15 protein-coding genes and 1 tRNA gene are annotated in these 18,135 nt (G+C 43.2%); 7 read left to right on the forward strand and 9 right to left on the reverse strand.

Features of this window, described 5'->3' with window-relative positions; genetic code table 11:
- Positions 1-1,857, reverse strand: a 1,857-nt coding sequence (locus V7K42_RS20310; RefSeq protein WP_334919168.1) for a J domain-containing protein, incomplete at its 3' end; no start/stop codon positions are given.
- Positions 1,858-2,623: 766 nt separating this feature from the next.
- Here V7K42_RS20310 and pdhA point away from each other — a divergent pair.
- From pdhA to V7K42_RS20340, 6 genes are all read left to right on the forward strand, one after another.
- Positions 2,624-3,658: a pyruvate dehydrogenase (acetyl-transferring) E1 component subunit alpha gene (pdhA, locus tag V7K42_RS20315; RefSeq protein WP_334892368.1), complete on the forward strand. Its 1,035-nt coding sequence runs from the start codon at positions 2,624-2,626 to the stop codon at positions 3,656-3,658.
- Between the two features lie 93 nt (positions 3,659-3,751).
- Positions 3,752-4,621, forward strand: coding sequence for an aldose epimerase family protein (locus V7K42_RS20320; protein WP_334919169.1), 870 nt, complete (start codon positions 3,752-3,754; stop codon positions 4,619-4,621).
- 61 nt (positions 4,622-4,682) lie between these two features.
- Positions 4,683-4,754 (forward strand) — tRNA-Lys (locus tag V7K42_RS20325).
- 257 nt (positions 4,755-5,011) lie between these two features.
- On the forward strand, positions 5,012-5,173 hold the full coding sequence (locus V7K42_RS20330) for a hypothetical protein (protein ID WP_334919170.1): 162 nt from the start codon (positions 5,012-5,014) through the stop codon (positions 5,171-5,173).
- Positions 5,174-5,282: 109 nt separating this feature from the next.
- Complete coding sequence (locus tag V7K42_RS20335; RefSeq protein ID WP_334919171.1) at positions 5,283-5,582, forward strand: hypothetical protein; 300 nt, start codon at positions 5,283-5,285, stop codon at positions 5,580-5,582.
- Entirely contained in the window at positions 5,546-5,905 is a 360-nt protein-coding gene (locus V7K42_RS20340; RefSeq protein WP_334919172.1) for a hypothetical protein, read from the forward strand. Before V7K42_RS20335 ends, V7K42_RS20340 begins: the two co-directional genes overlap by 37 nt.
- A gap of 173 nt (positions 5,906-6,078) precedes the next feature.
- Here V7K42_RS20340 and V7K42_RS20345 read toward each other — a convergent pair whose 3' ends face one another.
- A complete protein-coding gene (locus V7K42_RS20345) occupies positions 6,079-6,258 on the reverse strand; it encodes a hypothetical protein (protein ID WP_334919173.1) in 180 nt (59 codons plus the stop codon).
- A gap of 102 nt (positions 6,259-6,360) precedes the next feature.
- Here V7K42_RS20345 and fba point away from each other — a divergent pair, with 102 nt between their 5' ends.
- Positions 6,361-7,440 (forward strand): class II fructose-bisphosphate aldolase, encoded by a 1,080-nt coding sequence (gene fba, locus V7K42_RS20350; RefSeq protein ID WP_100898838.1) that lies wholly within the window; start codon positions 6,361-6,363, stop codon positions 7,438-7,440.
- A gap of 191 nt (positions 7,441-7,631) precedes the next feature.
- Here fba and V7K42_RS20355 read toward each other — a convergent pair whose 3' ends face one another.
- The 7 genes from V7K42_RS20355 to V7K42_RS20385 form a co-directional block, all read right to left on the reverse strand.
- On the reverse strand, positions 7,632-8,444 hold the full coding sequence (locus tag V7K42_RS20355; RefSeq protein WP_334919174.1) for a carbon-nitrogen hydrolase family protein: 813 nt from the start codon (positions 8,442-8,444) through the stop codon (positions 7,632-7,634).
- A 574-nt stretch (positions 8,445-9,018) separates the two neighbouring features.
- On the reverse strand, positions 9,019-9,342 hold the full coding sequence (gene trxA, locus V7K42_RS20360; protein ID WP_012411836.1) for a thioredoxin: 324 nt from the start codon (positions 9,340-9,342) through the stop codon (positions 9,019-9,021).
- 393 nt (positions 9,343-9,735) lie between these two features.
- Positions 9,736-10,899, reverse strand: coding sequence for a GuaB3 family IMP dehydrogenase-related protein (locus V7K42_RS20365; protein WP_334834334.1), 1,164 nt, complete (start codon positions 10,897-10,899; stop codon positions 9,736-9,738).
- A 337-nt stretch (positions 10,900-11,236) separates the two neighbouring features.
- A complete protein-coding gene (locus tag V7K42_RS20370) occupies positions 11,237-11,767 on the reverse strand; it encodes a YdcF family protein (protein WP_334919175.1) in 531 nt (176 codons plus the stop codon).
- Positions 11,768-12,438: 671 nt separating this feature from the next.
- Positions 12,439-13,692 carry an exonuclease SbcCD subunit D gene (locus V7K42_RS20375; protein ID WP_334919176.1) on the reverse strand — a complete coding sequence of 418 codons (1,254 nt, stop codon included), beginning with the start codon at positions 13,690-13,692 and terminating at the stop codon, positions 12,439-12,441.
- A 292-nt stretch (positions 13,693-13,984) separates the two neighbouring features.
- On the reverse strand, positions 13,985-15,139 hold the full coding sequence (locus tag V7K42_RS20380) for a PepSY-associated TM helix domain-containing protein (protein WP_334919177.1): 1,155 nt from the start codon (positions 15,137-15,139) through the stop codon (positions 13,985-13,987).
- A gap of 292 nt (positions 15,140-15,431) precedes the next feature.
- Positions 15,432-18,062: a TonB-dependent siderophore receptor gene (locus V7K42_RS20385; RefSeq protein ID WP_334919178.1), complete on the reverse strand. Its 2,631-nt coding sequence runs from the start codon at positions 18,060-18,062 to the stop codon at positions 15,432-15,434.
- Between the last annotated feature and the right edge of the window lie 73 nt (positions 18,063-18,135).

Genomic DNA, 18,135 nt, shown 5'->3' on the forward strand with positions numbered 1-18,135 from the left:
TATCTCTATAAACAACTGTGGATAATTCGGAGAGAGTGGAGGAAAAAACAGATTTTTTAACCATCCAAAAGTTGTTGTGGCTAACACCCAAAAAACTAATATACTTACCAAAGAAATAAACACTCTCCATACGAGCCGTGTTTTTCCTTCTATGGTGTTCGCAAAAGTTCGCCGCCGTCGGGGACGACGAGCATGAGGTCGATTATCAGCTACACGCTCTCGACTCGCAGATGGAGTCGGTTTTCTCCTTCTGCGCTTTTGATTATGACTGGGCGCGGCACTTTTAGCTGAACCGTTCAAATGCTGATTAGTGCCTCTGCTCACCCGTTCAGCAGCAGGAACCTCTGATTTTACACTTTCAGATGAATTCCACAGAGGCGGTGAGAAGTTTGGATATTCAGGTATTTCTTTTAATGGTGTTTCTGGTAAATCTGAGTTAGGTGTTCTGCTGTGATTAGATTTCTCTGAATTCCTAATTGAATTGTTGTGGAAATGAGGACTATTTGTCTTAGACCGAGGAAAAGACTGGGGATTAATTACAGCCCATTCATTAGTTGTTTCTGCATCATTTGGCAGTGCTTCTAAATAAGCTTGCACTTGTTGGTTAGCAAAATAAACTTTTAGGAAAGCTTGCTGGTTTGCTAAATCTCGGAAATGGGGAAATACTTCGTGTTGCAACCACTGTTCGGCATATAGACACAGCCCAGGTAATAAATCTGGAGAGTCTTGAGATTTTTCCCGAATAAAAGCTAAAGCCTCGTACTCCTGACTAAGTTCTAAAACCCGAGTTGCTTCTTCAGTTTGTCCCAAAAGTAACGCACATAACGACTGTTCTAAATGGACATCTTGGCGCTTACCCAGACGTAGAAGCATTTGCCTTGCTTGACGAATTAAAGCAGGTTGCCGTTGAGCAAATCCCCGTGCTATCAATGCATAAACAGCTAAGTAAGTGGCAACAGCAGAAGAACGTTTGCTTTGGGCTTCAAATAACTTGTGCTGTTCTGCGACTGTTAAGTGGTTGCGTAACTGCTGGATAAATCGCAGAAAGTCATCTATGTTTAAGCCAGAGTCATCATTGTTTGTGCCATCAATGCCACCACGATCTTCTAGAAGATTTTGCAATAATTCCAAGCCTTGGCTGCGTTCGGCAGTCTTTTCTTGAGGTAGTGCCAACAACTCCAAAATTCGATATGGTCGCAATTTGTAAAGATCCGCCTGAATTTCCGCCTGGACACTAGAGAATAACCCTTCGCGTACTAGCAGTTCTTGCCCAGTTTCTAGGGATATGGCAGCATTTTCGTAGTGACCTTGCTGCCACTGTTCGCGACCTAATTCTAAACAAGCAAGGGCTACAGTGAGAACAACATCGGGATGTTCTGCATTTTGATAAATTTCTTCGTCTGCTAAATTACTGCTCTTTCTTGCACTTGTAGCACCATTTTTATTTACCAGGTACGGACGACCTAGTTTTAGGACAAGTTCATATTCCCCCAACTCTTGCAAAATTAATAAAGCACCAACTAATTCGTCTTGGGTAATTTCGATACCCAGACTTTGAGTCTCAATACCCCTTTTAGTGCTTTCTGGACGATTTTCCAGCGCTACTGCGGCAGCAGCAAGGTTATCAGGGTCATAGGCGTGGGCAAGATAAAGCTGATCGTAGGTACTGCGTTGTTTTGGATCTGATAAAACCACGTAAGCTTCTTCTATGAGTTGTTTACGAGAAGAAATTGCTGCCTGAGAATACTCACGTCGTGGCAATTGGACAATGCGATCGCTGTATGCCTGTCGCAATTGTTCTTCACTTGCCGCTAACGGTAGTCCTAAAATTCGGTAGTAATCTAGCGGAATTCGCACAGCCTACTTCCCCTGCACCGTGATCAACATAATTCACCTAGAGCTTTCCAGGCCTGTAAAACCGTGCCATAATAATGCCGTATAGAATTTACTCTACAAGTGTATATCGCAACAACTTGTTTTGTACCTTCCCGAAATTTTGAGTCACATTTTAGTACTAATTTTTTGCTTTCGCCTAGAAAGCCTCAATTGTTTGTCTTAATTCTTAGTATTTTTGTTTAACACAGACTATTATCAGCCCTCGATACCACAAACCACAACTACCGCTTTTAATCACGGCATAAATGTTGTGGTTCCTAGAATCTATTGATGATTGATTTTTTCGGTACTTTCCCAGTATCAGTAACAAAAATACTACTATTGGGAATTGACCCTGATAACGAGAGACCAAGATGATATCATAATTAACTTTTAATTACAATTACCTATTTGGGTATATAGATTTTTGCGTCCTTTTTTTTAAATTGTTAGTGGATATGCAGAAAGCAGTCGATCTTGATTGCTAGTCTATGAAGGGGAAAAGTGAGAGAGAACAACTTAAAGCTACATATATTGTCGTTAAAGTCAAATCCTCACGGGGTATGGGCTGAAAAGTTAAAAATCAAAAATTAAAAATTCAGCTATTCCCTAAGACCCTTTTTTGGTGCATAAATAAAGTTTGATTGTTGAGTCTTACAAACGCTAGCCTGTTAAAAGCTGAGGTGTTATCAGACCAACTTATTTAAGACCGTAACTTTAAGTTGTACAACAGGGATACTCAAAAATAATGGTTCAAGAGCGTACTTTACCCACATTTAATCCTGCTAATACGCGCATTACTAAAGAAGAAGGATTATGGTTGTATGAGGACATGGTATTAGGGCGCTTGTTTGAAGACAAGTGCGCTGAAATGTACTACAGGGGCAAAATGTTTGGTTTTGTCCATTTGTACAACGGTCAAGAAGCTGTTTGTACTGGTGTTGTACAGTCAATGCGACCAGGTGAAGATTACGTTTGTAGTACTTACCGCGACCACGTTCATGCTTTGAGTGCGGGAGTACCAGCAAGAGAGGTAATGGCAGAATTATTTGGCAAAGCCACAGGTTGCAGCAAAGGGCGCGGTGGTTCCATGCACATGTTTTCTGCGGAGCATCGCTTGCTGGGTGGCTATGCTTTTGTGGCTGAGGGAATTCCTGTAGCAGCTGGAGCGGCTTTTCAAAGCAAATATCGCCGTGAAGTGTTAGGAGATAAAAATGCTGACCAAGTGACAGCTTGCTTTTTTGGCGACGGTGCAGCTAATAACGGTCAGTTTTTCGAGACGCTAAATATGGCAGCCTTATGGAAACTGCCAATTCTGTTTGTAGTCGAAAATAATAAATGGGCCATTGGGATGTCTCACGAACGAGCGACTTCCCAGCCAGAGATTTATAAAAAAGCCAGTGCATTTAACATGGTGGGCGTGGAAGTGGATGGCATGGATGTATTAGCAGTCCGAGCCGTGGCCCAAGAGGCTGTAGCCCGTGCCCGCGCAGGTGAAGGCCCAACATTAATTGAGGCGCTTACTTACCGCTTCCGGGGTCACTCCTTGGCTGACCCAGATGAAATGCGAAGCAAGGCGGAGAAAGAATTTTGGTTCGCCCGTGACCCAATTAAGAAGTTGGCAGCTTATTTGCTGGAGCAAAATCTCGCAGATGCAGGAGAAATCAAAGCCATTGACCTTAAAATTCAGGATGTAATCGACGAAGCCGTTAAGTTTGCCGAAAGCAGCCCCGAACCAGACCCAAGCGAGTTATATCGTTTCGTGTTTGCAGAAGACGAATAAACAGTGCTGAGTTATGAGTGCTGAGGGCTGAGTATTTTTTCTTCTACTCAGGACTCAGGACTCAGCACTCCACCTTACCCAGGAATAAAATTTGTGTTTAGCATTGCAGTTCAACAGCAACAATATAAGACGTACATTCTTTCAGATGAAGGCGCTGGTTCTCAGTTGGAAGTTGTACCAGAACGCGGTGGGATCGTTACCCGTTGGCGCATTCAAGGGCAAGAAATTTTCTACCTGGATACTGAACGCTTTACTCATCCTGATTTGAGTGTCAGAGGTGGGAATCCAATTTTGTTTCCCATTTGTGGCAATCTTCCAGATAATACTTATACTCATAACGGGCAAAAATATACTCTCAAACAACACGGTTTCGCCCGTGAATTGCCGTGGAAAGTAACAGAACAAGAAACTGGAAATAAAGCTAGTCTCACTGTTGTTCTTGATAGCAATGAGCAAACTAAGGCAGTTTATCCTTTTGATTTTCAACTGGCTTTCACTTACCAACTTCAAGGTAATACCTTAGAAGTCCGGCAGCAGTATAAAAACTTGTCATCCACACCAATGCCCTTTTCGGCTGGTTTCCATCCCTACTTTTTGTGTGGTGATAAAACTCGGTTAGAGATTGAAATCCCCTCTAAGCAGTATCAAGATAATCAAACTAAGGAATTTCACTCTTTTAATGGCAATTTTGACTTTAGCCGTGATGAAATTGATTTTGCCTTTGAACAATTAACGAGTAAATCAGCCACTGCGATAGATCGTAGCCGGAAGTTAAAACTCACCTTGGATTATGATGATTTCTCTACCTACCTGGTATTTTGGACAGTCAAAGGCAAAGAATTCTACTGTCTAGAGCCGTGGAGTGCCACCCGTAACTCTCTCAATACAGGTGATAACCTGACTGTATTAGCACCAGGAGCTAGCCACACAGCATCTATAAGGTTGACGGCTAATTTTTTCTAAACCCCTTTACAAATCTATAGATGTATATGCTATGATTGCAAAGTTGCGAAATGCAGCGAAAGGGTCGCTAACTCAACGGTAGAGTACTCGGCTTTTAACCGATTAGTTCCGGGTTCGAATCCCGGGCGACCCATATAGAAGTTTAAAAAATACTCGCTGAAGCTTTTTAGATGAAAGTAGAGGCGAGTTTCATCGTTAGGAAATTTGTGAATCCGATCGCTCCGGGGAACCAAAAATTTTGGATAAGCGATCGCTTTTTACTGAAGATAAAAAAAGATTACAGTCTAAGCCAAATTAACTAAGTTGTCAGTTATTTCAGTAATTATACGGTTACTTGAGTGCGAGTTAAAGGTGAATAACTGAATTGAGCTTTTCAACTGGAAGTAACAGATGCAGGCGTATTTTGAGCAAAAAGCTTTTATTTCCTTAGTCGGTCTGAAAACTGAGAACTTACCGATAAAGGAAATACCATACCCCAATCATCCTAGTGGTTGGTATTACTATGGACAATGCTTGTTCCACACCGGAGAATATCAAGCGGCGGCGAGATGATGTTGAAAGCTTATAGTTTGTATCCGAACGATTGTGAAATCTATCAAGCGTTGTGTAAGATTTTGCCCGTTGCTGGACGACTAGAAGCATTACAACCCTACTAGAAGAGATGCTTGAGCGTTTTCCTGAACAGTGGAGTGTTTGGGCGACGGTGGGGCGGGTGCTGGTGGAAAGCTTTCAAGAAATTGAACGCGGGTGTAGTGTTTCTGCGAAAGGAATAGGACTGCAACCTGAGTTAGCTGACGCTTGGTTTAGTCATGGGCGGGTGTTGGCTTTGGCGGTTAAACATCAAGAAGCGATCGCAGCTTTGGCAACAGGATGGCAGTTTTTGCTAGTAGCGGGGGGTTATCTGCAATCTGTATCTGCTACGGTGTGGCTGGGAGACAGTTACCGAGGGCTAAAGCTCTAACTAGAATTTTTCTTGCTTTATTGTTGGTTGTAGGCATTACCTTTGGTGGTTTTCATAGTAATGCTCATGGTGCGATACCCCTACCCATACCCAGCATTACTATTGATGCAGGTAAAACTTTTGACCAAATAGTAGACGGTATCAGATTTGACCGGAAATATACTGTTCTGGTGGCTAACAAAACTGGAAAAACTCTTGAGCGTGTAGGCGCTTACAATGACTCATCAAACTGGCCTCTTGGTGATATTCAGGCAAATAGCGCAGTCGGACAACAATTTGACGGTATTCCTATTACCAATAGTTTTTCCTTTGCATCTAATTAGCAGTGCGATATCTACAACGAGCTACACCTACGCCCCTTTATGGTAAAATTTTACTAATTACGTAGGCTATGCATAATCTAATCCCAAATGCAATAGTCACGACAAAACAACCTCATAGCATTTATCAAGAGTTAGTGGGTTTAAGTTGAAGCGATCGCTTGTTGATCGGATTTTTACAGCCAAGGTGCGATCGCTTTTAAATGACCAATTTTGGGTACTGGGCTACCAGAGCTACTAGCTGTAAGGTAACTAAATGTACAGCAATACAGAGCAGCTATGGCCGATAGTACAGCAGTATAGAACATATTGATAGTAACGATGACGTAAACTTTTTCAACATAGATACACGACACTAGTTATAATTTCCTATAAGTTGAAAAAACTCTTAAGATTTAGCGTAATGATTGCGCTTTTCTCAGACCGACTAGCTGACAACCACATTAGGAGGACTATCTATGGCGCTTGTACCACTGCGGCTGCTGTTGGATCACGCAGCTGAAAACGGTTACGGCATCCCAGCTTTTAACGTTAACAATTTGGAGCAGATTCAGGCAATCCTGAAGGCTGCTGTCGAGACAGATAGCCCCGTAATTTTACAAGCTTCACGCGGCGCTCGTAATTATGCAGGAGAAAACTTCCTCCGCCACCTGATTTTGGCGGCGGTAGAAACCTATCCTCACATTCCCATTGTCATGCACCAAGATCATGGGAATGCTCCTGCTACCTGCTACTCAGCAATTAAGAACAACTTCACCAGCGTGATGATGGATGGTTCTTTAGAAGCTGATGCTAAAACCCCCGCTAGCTTTGAATACAACGTCAATGTTACCCGCGAAGTTGTAAACGTAGCTCATGCTTTGGGTGTCAGTGTTGAAGGTGAACTCGGTTGTTTAGGTTCTCTAGAAACTGGTGCTGGGGAAGCTGAAGATGGTCACGGGTTTGAAGGTACACTCGACCACTCACAACTGCTAACCGACCCCGATGAAGCTGTTGACTTCGTAGAAGCCACCCAAGTAGATGCTTTGGCTGTTGCCATTGGCACAAGCCACGGTGCTTACAAATTTACCCGCAAGCCGACTGGTGAAATTTTGGCCATCAGCCGTATTGAAGAAATTCACCGCCGTCTGCCTAACACCCACTTGGTAATGCACGGTTCTTCTTCTGTACCTGAAGATTTGCTTGCACTGATTAACCAGTATGGTGGTGCAATTCCTGAAACCTACGGTGTACCTGTAGAAGAAATCCAAAAAGGTATTAAGAGTGGTGTACGTAAAGTAAACATCGACACCGACAACCGTTTGGCTATTACTGCTGCTGTCCGTGAAGCTTTGGCTAAAAAACCAGAGGAGTTTGACCCCCGTCACTTCCTCAAGCCTTCTATTACATATATGCAAAAGGTTTGTGCTGAACGCTATCAGCAATTTGGTACAGCTGGCAACGCAAGCAAGATTAAGCAGATTTCTTTAGAAGATTTTGCTGCTAAGTATGCTAAAGGTGAACTCAACGTTGTCACCAAAGCTGCTGCTAAAGTTTAATTCTGACAAGAAATAAGTAGGGGCATAGTGCTACTATATTCCTAAAAAACTGAGGATTTTAATGTTGTCAGAAACCGGGTATTTACCCGGTTTTTTGTTTTATTCATAAGGGAAATGGGGCATTAGGCATTAGTTATTCTTTCTCCCCCTGCTCCCCTGCTCCCCTGCCCTTCTGCCTCTTCCCCCAATCCCTAAAACACCCGATGTTGTAAAGAGGGCATTTGACGGCGGACTTGTTCTAACCTAGTGGGGTTGATTTCAGCGATCGCAATTCCCGGTTTTTCCCCAGCATCGGCTAAAATTACGCCCCAAGGGTCGATAATAACGGCGTGTCCGTGGGTTAGACGGCGGGCGTAGTTATTGCCCGTTTGGGCAGGAGCAATGACGTAGGCTGTATTTTCGATAGCTCTGGCTTGTAGTAACACTTGCCAGTGGTCTTTGCCGGTAAAGGCCGTAAAGGCGGCGGGAATAAAGATAACATCGGCTCCTTTTTCTGCCAGATGACGGTACAGTTCAGGGAAGCGGACATCATAACAAATAGAAAGCCCTAGATTACCCAGTTTTTCTGAGAAATGGACTGGGGGAAGTTGTGTACCAGCCACAACCGTGCTGGATTCCCGATAGGTGTTGCCGTCAGGGACATCAACATCAAATAAATGTACTTTGTAGTAGCGGGCAAGTTCTTGGCCGCTTGGATCGATAAGTAGAGTGGTGTTAAAAACTTTGCCTGTATTGTCTACGGGAAGTGGAAAGCTGCCGCCCAAGATCGTAACTTGAAAGCGTTGAGCCATTTTTTTGAGAAATTTTTCACTTTCAAGAGCGATCGCATCACCTTGCGCGAGTTTATCTTTTTCTTCTCCCATATAGGAAAAGTTTTCTGGCAAGCCTACCAATTCAGCACCTTGACGCACGGCAAGCTCGATTAATTCTTCTGCCTGAGCCAAATTTTTGTGTAGATCGGGCACACTTGTCAATTGAATAGCGGCGGCTAAATAAGACTTCATAGATTCAACAACGAACAGTTGATTTATGGAAGATAGATTATCAAAATATATCGCTACTTCAACATCTATGGAACCTAATTAGAAATAACTCAGCCAAGATTTTCTTGAATCGACTTGGTTAATTGCTGATTTTAATCTTCCTTTAAGTTTTAGCAACCTGAGTCAGATTGAGATTAGGTTGCGATCGCACCCCCATTAAAGCTGTCTGCTGTAGATATTTCTATTCTCATTCAAACATTGATTGCTGTGTTTGTCTTGTCAGATGCTATGAGCAATAGACTGATTGATTTAGTCAGAGCATGATGCCCGATCAAAGAAATAAAGTTATAGATAAAGCGATGATGTTGCGATCGCAGTTCTTTTGCTATATGCGCTAGAAATTAGTAGTGCGGGAATTTAAAGAGTTGTTTTTGAGGCAGAAAGCTCCTAAGAATATTTAGAATCAGAAACTGTATACAAATGTAAACAAGTTTGAGAGACGGGAAATTCGCGCCTCTCAAACTTGTTTATAAAAATTAACCTAAAGTGAGAACAACACGGATAGCTCAAGAGGATTTTGTGAACCAATTGAGTATCAAAGATACTTTTCGAGAGTGGAAGCTAATGTACTTTTAGGTACAGCGCCCACCACCATATCTACTTTTTGTCCATCTTTAAAAATCATTAATGTGGGAATACTGCGGATGCCGTATTGACTAGCAACTTGAGGATTTTCATCCGTGTTGACTTTAACGACCTTGATTTGACCTTTGTACTGTTCGGAGATTTCATCGACAACAGGAGCTACCATACGGCATGGTCCGCACCAGGGTGCCCAAAAGTCAACTAAAACTGGTACATCACTGTCGAGTACTTCTTGCTTGAAACTAGAATCGGTAACTTGTGCGGCTGTTGACATGCCTAAAACCTTCGCCAATAATATCAGAACTTGGTGAAAATTCTACCATAGCAAAAACCTCAGCTTAGGAGTGCGAGGATGTACATTTGCAAAGAAGCTCTCTTATTTTTATTTACAAACATAAGGAACCGCCCGAACAGTAGTCCGGGCGGAGTGTGGTGTGAGGAGTGAACGGAAACATTCGTCTCCGCTATCTCTATTGTAGGCGACATATAGGATTTTTCCAGCAATTGTTTAGGGGGCTGGAAAAATTTATTGATGAATTGGGCATTGGGCATTGGGGATTGGGAATTGGGAATTGGGAATTGGGAATTGGGAAAACTCTTCCCCAGTCCCCAGTCCCCAGTCCCCAGTCCCCAGTCCCCAGTCCCCAGTCCCCAGTCCCCAGTTCCTTCACTTACCCATACCTAATTGTTGAGCTTTTTGGTAAACTTTACCTTCGGTTAACAGGGAAGGGGCAATCACAACTTCCACTTGCTGCATTTCTTTAATATTTTTGGCTCCTAAAGTGCCCATACTCGTCTTTAAGGCTCCTAAAAGATTGTGAGTGCCATCATCTAGCCCTGCTGGGCCAATGAGTATTTGCTCTAGGCTGCCAGTGGTTGCAACGCGAATGCGGGTGCCACGGGGCAAGACTGGGCTGGGAGTCGCCATACCCCAATGATAGCCTCGTCCTGGGGCTTCTGTGGCTCTGGCAAAGGGAGAACCAATCATTACACCATCAGCACCGCAGGCAATGCATTTACAAATGTCGCCACCAGTGATTAAACCGCCATCAGCAATAATGGGGATATAGTTACCAGTTTCGTTGTAGTAATCATCTCGTGCGGCTGCACAATCTGCGATCGCAGTTGCTTGTGGCACACCCACACCCAAAACCCCACGGGACGTACAAGCAGCGCCAGGGCCAATTCCCACCAAAACACCAGCCGCCCCAGCTTTCAACAAATTCAACGTCACTTCGTAAGTCACGCAATTCCCTAACACCACAGGGATGGGCATGGAACGACAAAATTCTGCTAAATCAAGTGGTACTACAGATTCTGGTGACAGATGTGCAGTAGAAACTACTGTAGCTTGGACAAAAAATAAATCTGCCCCAGCTTTTGCCACCGCCTCGCCGTATTTACTTGCGCCGGCTGGAGTTGCGCTTACCGCAGCAATGCCACCTTGTTGTTTAATTTCCTGAATACGTTTTTCAATTAATTCCGGCTTTATTGGTTCGGCATAGAGTTCTTGCATCAGGGCAACAAATTCATCTTTCCCCACAGAGGCAATCCGATCTAATATTGGCTCTGGGTCAACGTAGCGAGTATGAATCCCCTCTAAATTGAGGACACCTAACGCTCCTAACTGTGACAAACGTACAGCCATACGAACATCTACTACGCCATCCATAGCACTGGCAATTATCGGAATTTCTCGCTCAATATTCCCAATACGCCACTTAGTATCTGCCAAACTGGGGTCTAGTGTTCTGTTACCGGGGACTAGAGCAATTTCATCTATTCCATAAGCTCTGCGAGCTGTTTTTCCCCGCCCAAGTTGAATTTCCACGCTTTAACTTTTCTCAAATCTGTTTAAGCTAGGGTATCAAATTGTGGAGGGAATTGGTGCGTTTTTTTTCCCGAACTACACAGAGAAATTCGAGTTACCCAAGCTGCAGCTTGAAATTTTGGCGGATGCAAAGTATTTACCAATTAACCAAATGAGCCAAAATTGTTAACTGGTTTTTGTATTGTGTTATTTGAAGGTTGATGTTGCGCTAGTTTTTCGATAATTGTAGTTCTATGTGTCTATTATTACCTTAGTTAATATCACCATTATTGGCATTAATTGTCTTAATTTGCCTATTTTGAGTTCCTTTAAGAGCGTGCAAATTCTTACTGATGATTTACCGTTTATTTTTAGCTGCATCCACACCAGTGTAACCAGTTGCCAACCAAATTATTGCTCTAGCTCCATCGCGGATAGATTTTTCGATAGACTCAGGCGGTTTTTCTGAAGGAACTGGTACTGGTCTTAAATAAATACCTCGACTACCCAAAATAATTTCGCCGATGACACAAGCCCGACGCATGTGGAAGTCTGAAGTAATCAAATAAACGCTCTTGATGCCACGAGCTTGCAAATCATCTACTAACGTAGTAAAATTAGTAACTGTATCTACAGCTTCATAGTCCAAGTGTAAACGTTTGGGATCGACACCAGCTTTGGTAAACACCCGTTGGGTGAATCTAGGTGGACTGCCTCCAGTAATCCAAATCGGTATATTTGGATGCTGGCGTACAAACTCAGCCGTAAATTTTTCTCGCTCTAAACGTCTCGTTGAACCACCCAAAACTACAACTGCTTGCGGCTGTACAAATTGGCTTTGTACTTCTTTGTATCCCCACCAGATGATTAGTGGTAGAACAAAAGCCATGAAACGAAAAGATTTACTTGTAAACAGTAGCTTATTCAAGGCTCAATAACTTTTTTTACTTATTCCAAAATTTCCTCTAGCTAGAAGAAAAACAACAATTGATAGTAGAGTAGCAAACTCCTCAATAATCTGCCCAAAAATATAAATTTGGGTGACTTTCGTGTTACAGCGCGATTAAGTGGGCTTGAACTTTTTCCTCTAATTGATGGATTATCCTAACCTGTATCGGAGAATTCATCAAAGGGTTCTAGCATCTTGTCCAAGAACCCCATTTAGTAACTGACTTTTTACCATATCTGGAAAACCTCTCTCAAAATCTCTCTTATTTTAGGAGAGAGACTTTGAAATTTCCCGCTTCCCGCGTCCGAAAGGGGGGTAAGAAACGAATGGCACTAAGAAAAGGGAAAATCGTTGAGGCAGCAGGGGTGCAGAGGAGCAGGGGAGCAGGGGAGAAAGGAAAAATTTTAAGCAATTTTAAGCATACGAACAGAAGAGATAGAAATTCCCCTCTGCCCCCCTGCCCCTCTGCACCCCTGCAATCCTTACGCCGCCTAACCTTCAGCTTAACTTAGTGCCATTCGGTTAAGAGGTTAGGTTTTCCGTGGGTTTTTCCAGATGACGCGAAGTTTCGCGTCTCTACATACTATTTTGAAATATGATTGGCATCTATCCTACTCGCTAGTTGCTGCTTCTAGCCAGATTTCCACATCATCTGCTAGCAACTTTTGTGCAGCATCCAGCATTGATGCTGCTATGTCTTTGAGGTCTTCGCGGTTGTTCAAGTAAGTTTTTAAGGCTTCCATTGGGTCGATGCTGCTACTTGCACTCAATTCAGGAATCCGGGGCCTGGCTAATTGACTTACTAATTCTGCTTGAATGGTGTAGGTGTGAGCAGGACTTAAAGCAGTATGTAGAGAGGAACTGTCAATCAAATCCATCTGTTCGGAGCGGAGTTTGTAAATTAGCCGCACTACGGCATCTTGAATATCATACTTAGCGATCGCTTTCATTAACACCGCTTGCGGCTCATCTGCTTTCGAGACATCCACTTCAATAGTGCGGAAAGTCCGAACTGTTAAGGGACAAAATTCCCATTCAGCCTTTCCCCGTTCCAGTTCCAGCATTACATAGCCTTTATCTTCTTTTTCTTCACTAAAATCTACCCGCTCAATACTCCCTGGATAAATCACCGGCGGGTTGTTAGATTTATTCAGGTTTTGGTGGCGGTGGACGTGTCCCAATGCCACATAATCAAAACAAGGTCGCGTCAGCAAAGATAGGGGTAGAGTAAAGCCTTTACCTACTGCCAAAAAGCGTTCTGCCCCCAAACTAGCATTGTCAGCCATCAAGTGAGCCAGAAGAACAGTTGGCACATCAGGGTCAAGACGGCGAATTTCCCCTTCCATAACAACTCGTAAACGTTCAGTTAACAGTTCGTTGACTTCTGCCAAAGATGAACCTTCAGTTTCTTGGCGAGTCATCAGAGTCGAACGCGTCAACCAAGGGAGGGTAATTACTTGCACCTTGCCATTATGGGTTTCGATGCAGTGAGTAGTTAATGTATCACCGACAACAAACCCCGGCACTCCCAAAGTGCGGTAAATATTTAAACTTGCTCCTCCCTGTCCTTGGGAATGTTGGTCGTGGTTGCCTACCAACAACACTGTTGGAATATCGGCATCCATGAGACGGCGAAACTGGCTAGCAAAGGCTTGTTGTACATAAGGCGGTGGTGTTGCATCCGGGAAAGCATCGCCACCAAATATCACCATATCAACAGTATCAGTGAGCGCTCGGTCAATACATATAGACAAGGTGTTGACAAAATCCTCCAATCGTGTATTTAATCCAGTTGCGGGATTAATTCGTCCGTGGGAAAAGCCACTTCCCATGTGGATGTCGGAAAGATGGAGGATTTTAATCATATTTGTCCTTTGTTCTTTGTCTACATATTAATGACAAATAGCTATTGAGAACTGTATAAATGTCTCAAACTTACCAAAGACTCGTCAATATTCTACGTTTTTCCCTTGGGCTTATTGTATTTTTTACCACTTTAGTCTGAGAAAAATGGTATAAAAATATGCGCCCTCTCCAAAAAATTATTTAAAGCCCACATTCCGCACCCCAAACTGTCAAAATCAGATTTTTAACCCAGTTAAATGTTGTATTTAATACGAAAAACCTCAAATTAGGATTACGATCGCGTATTGTCAGTTAATTGCGGTGTGAATGTGACAGTTCTATTGAGCGATCGCTTATGCTAGTTTTTGGTTGATAGCGATACCGCCACATGACAAAGCTAGTGATGAACAAAATTAACGGTGCAAGTCCGACAAAGACGTAGAAAATTCGGGATGGCAGTCTCCAGAAAGTACCGTAGTGCAGAGGGACAAAGGAATTGATAATGCGATCGCCTAACGATATCTTCAAAGAACTATCCACTCGCAAAACTTTACCACTATATCGATCAAGATAAACATAGCTCTGACCATAGTCCTCATTTTCTTGGGGAAGTTTAAAGCGAACCATGAAGGCATCTTCTAGTTTGACTGGAAAGTAAATTCTCCTGAGCGCTCCATCCGATAAAGCAGCTTGAGCAGTTTTTAATTGTTCTGGAAGTCTGAGCGGGGATTTACCAGCAATGGGCAAAGATACCGGAGTCGGTTGCTGTTTACTGAATGTAGCCGCATAGATCGTCGGGTTGATGAACTCAGCAAAGCTCCAACAAAATCCGGTGAAAAAAGTGCATATCAGAAATACTGCTGTAATCACACCAGCAACTTTGTGAACATCAAAGTTAACTCGTTTAGGATGAGCATTCCATTTGATTTTGAAGCCGCTAATCAACTTACGCCAACCGGGCCAAAGCATAATACCTGTAATGCCCATAAAGGACATCAATAAACCAATAATGCCTACAAACTTATAGCCAATATCACCCCCCAAAAGAGCATAATGGAGTGGGTAGAGGATTTCAAAAAACTTTTGGATAAAGCTTGGCTCCAATCTATTGCCGAGAATTGCTCCTGTGTAAGGGTTAACGTAGTTTTCAATCCAGTCATTTTCCTTAGTTTTCAAGACAACATTCATCGGCTGATTTGGGTTGTTTGGCAGGAAAATCGTCTGGAATGTTGCGTCTGGGCGATCGGCATATTTCTTTTTCACAATGCTCATGACAGCCTCAACTGGCAATTGTGTACCTTGAGGAGTAATGATGCCGATTCGGCGCTGCTGGTCGAAGTTGCTAATTTCGGAGTGGAAGACCAATAGACTACCAGTCAGACCAACGAGAATTGCAATTAGTCCCGCTGCTAAACCAATGTAGCGGTGTAGGGTGAAAACTAGATGACGAAAGGATTTTATTTGCATGGTAGATGCTCTACAACTAGAGAAAAAAGTTGTTTATAATAATCCGAATTGAAACGTGAGAAAATATGGAGATTAAAAGTATATGTTTTAAAACTTTTAAGCGATTTTCTCTCTCACGAATGATTTCGGATTGCTATATTTATAATGAAAAGAAGCGCGATCATTAAATAGCCTTAAGCCAAGCCCTAGTTATTTCAAACTTCTAGATTGAATTTCATATGTTGTCCACAAATTAAAACTGTATTGGGCAACCTGTTCAGCCGGCGATCGCCCTCCATTGCCATCACTTCCCTTAAAACTCCCAAGAAATCGTGCCTTGCACGGTGAACGGCTCACCTGGAAAAACACGCAGATCGTTAAGGGCAGTGTCAAAGTAGTCCACATCAAACAGATTTTTGAAATTGAGCTGTGTGCGTAACCGTCCTTGTTTGTAGAAGATGGCAGCATCGGTTGTGAAATAGCTGGGCAATTTAAAGGTATTTGCCAAATCGCCTTGCCTGTCGCCGACAAAGAAAAAGCCTAATCCAAACCCCAACCCTTGCAAAGAACCTTTTTGAATTTCATAGGTTGTCCACAGGTTCAAGGCATTCTCCGGCGTATTGTTTAATCGGTTCCCGACTAGATCAAGATTAGTATCATCTGTAATCTGAGCATCGGTGTAGGCATAGCCACCATAGAATTTCCATCCCGGCAAGATTTCACCGGACAGGCTGAGTTCAATGCCCCGGCTGCGCTGTTCGCCAATTTGGATCTGAAAGTTAAAATTATCTGGATCGTCCGTAAGAATATTGGATTTGGTCAGGTCGTAAAAGGCAAGGGTTGCCGATAGTTTGCTGCTAATATCTGCCTTGATGCCCACTTCATACTGAGTACCGCGTTCGGGTTGAAACAGATTGCCAAAAAAATCTGTTCCACTGTTTGGGGTAAAGGAGCGGCTGTAGCTGGCATAAAGCGAAATCGGCTCTATGGGCTGATAGACGATACCAAGACGAGGAGTGAAGGCATCACTCGATTGGCTGCTTTCTGTGTTGGCTAACTCATCTCTACTTGTGGAGCTGGAGGTGTCAAAACGTCCACCAAGCAGCAACTTCAGATTAGAAGTCAAGTTGACCTGATCCTGAACATAAATGCCCAATGTATCGGTCGAACCGGAAGTCTTATATTTATCAGTGGCAGGACCGAACGGCTGACCATAAACCGGATTAAACAGATCGAGGGATGGTGCAGTACCATAACCACCGCTCGATTCAATGGTGTCGAACCGACTGAGATCGACTCCGAATAGTAATTGATGCTGAACCGAGCCAGTAGAGAATTTACCAATCATATCTGCTGTCAAGTTATAACTATTGGAATACTCTTTTTGGTCGGTAATACCAATACGCTCCAAGGTTCGATTGTCGTCCTCAAGACCGACAGGAAAGGCAACTTTGTTAAAATCGTATCGACTGAACCCTGCATTGAAGGCGTTTCGGAATGACCAATTGTCGCTCAACTTATGTTCCAGCCTGTATCCTACTCTACCCGTCTTCCCTTCTTCATTATTGTCAGGTTCACCAATGTAGCGATTACGCGGTATTTCACCATTGGGGTTGGGAAGGACAGTGCCAACGGCGGGTAAACCCCGCGGGTTAGCTTCAGTTTTTAAATCAGTGTAATCTGCCTCTAGAGTCAAGTTGGTTTTTTCACTAATGTCCCAACGCAGAACAGGCGCAATAAAAAACACTTTCTTGTTGAAAAAATCAGTGGTTCCGTCTCTATCCAGGTAAGACGTATTCAGTCGATATAATACTGTCTTTGAGTTATTCAGTGGTCCAGACAGATCCACAGCACCCCGGTAAAGATCATCACTGCCAACGGTTGCTTCAATGGCATAAAAAGGGTCGCGCAGAGGTTGTTTGGTAATCACATTCAGCGTCCCACCTGGGCTGCCCTGACCAAACAGAACTGAAGCTGGACCTTTGAGCAATTCAATTCGCTCAATATTCGATACTTCAAGCGAATTAGCCGCAAATCCAGTTGGCAACCCATTCCTGATCGCATTGCCATCAAACCCTCGAGTCTTAAATTGGACATCTGTAGTACCAGTATTGGCACCACCTGCACCGCTTATCGTCAAACCAGTGATGTTTTTGAGCGCCTCAGCAGTACTGGTAACTTGTTGATCCCGCAGAACCTCTTGAGGAATTACCTGAATCGATTGGGGAATGTCACGCAGGGGCGTATCGGTTCTTGTGGCGGCGGAAGCATTGGGTACGCGATACCCATCTTGCTCCCCCGTTACCACCAACTCAATCGGTTCATCATTCCCTGCTGATGGTTGTTCTGACTGAGTCTGGTTTGTTGGCTTTTGTTGAGGTTGTGGTGTTTGTGGTTGTTGCCCAGAAGCAGCCGCACTCGCAACAGCAAAAACCAAACCTTCCCTTGGACTATCATACAACTCCACAACTGGCAAACCCGCTTCACCCGTTACTGTCAGCCGGATAGTATTGGCATCAAAGTTAGTGGCAGTTACAGCAGTGATTCCCTGTGCTGGTTGCTGTTGGCTAAATTTGTTACCTGATGGCAGAAACAATTGAGCATTTTTAATATTAACAATGAAGTTATTACCTTGACTATTGACAGCTATTTGCAATTTTTCCGATGCAGTTGTTTCTAAAATTACGTCAATTCCTTTATTTGTGGTGTTCACCTTAATTTGAGTGATTTTCACCACTAAATCATTCTCTATATTTTGAGATAACAAGTTTTTGGCATCGGTTGAGAGCGTTTGAGAATCAATGACTGTAGGTATTTCAGTGATGAGTTGACTCTGTTTTGACTCAGCCAAAGCTCCTTGAGTCAGTAATAGTGGGACAAAAAACCCAATCCCTAGATTAAAAATAAAAAATTGCCAAGGTTGTTGCAAGATGTTGCTCCTCACAGAAATTTAGTCCAAATTTTTATTAAAAATAATTTGCAACTATTTTAAGGAGCTTACGTATTTACAGGACAAC

Origin of the sequence: Nostoc sp. (genome assembly GCF_036917455.1) — a bacterium.
Classification (GTDB): Bacteria; Cyanobacteriota; Cyanobacteriia; order Cyanobacteriales; family Nostocaceae; genus Nostoc.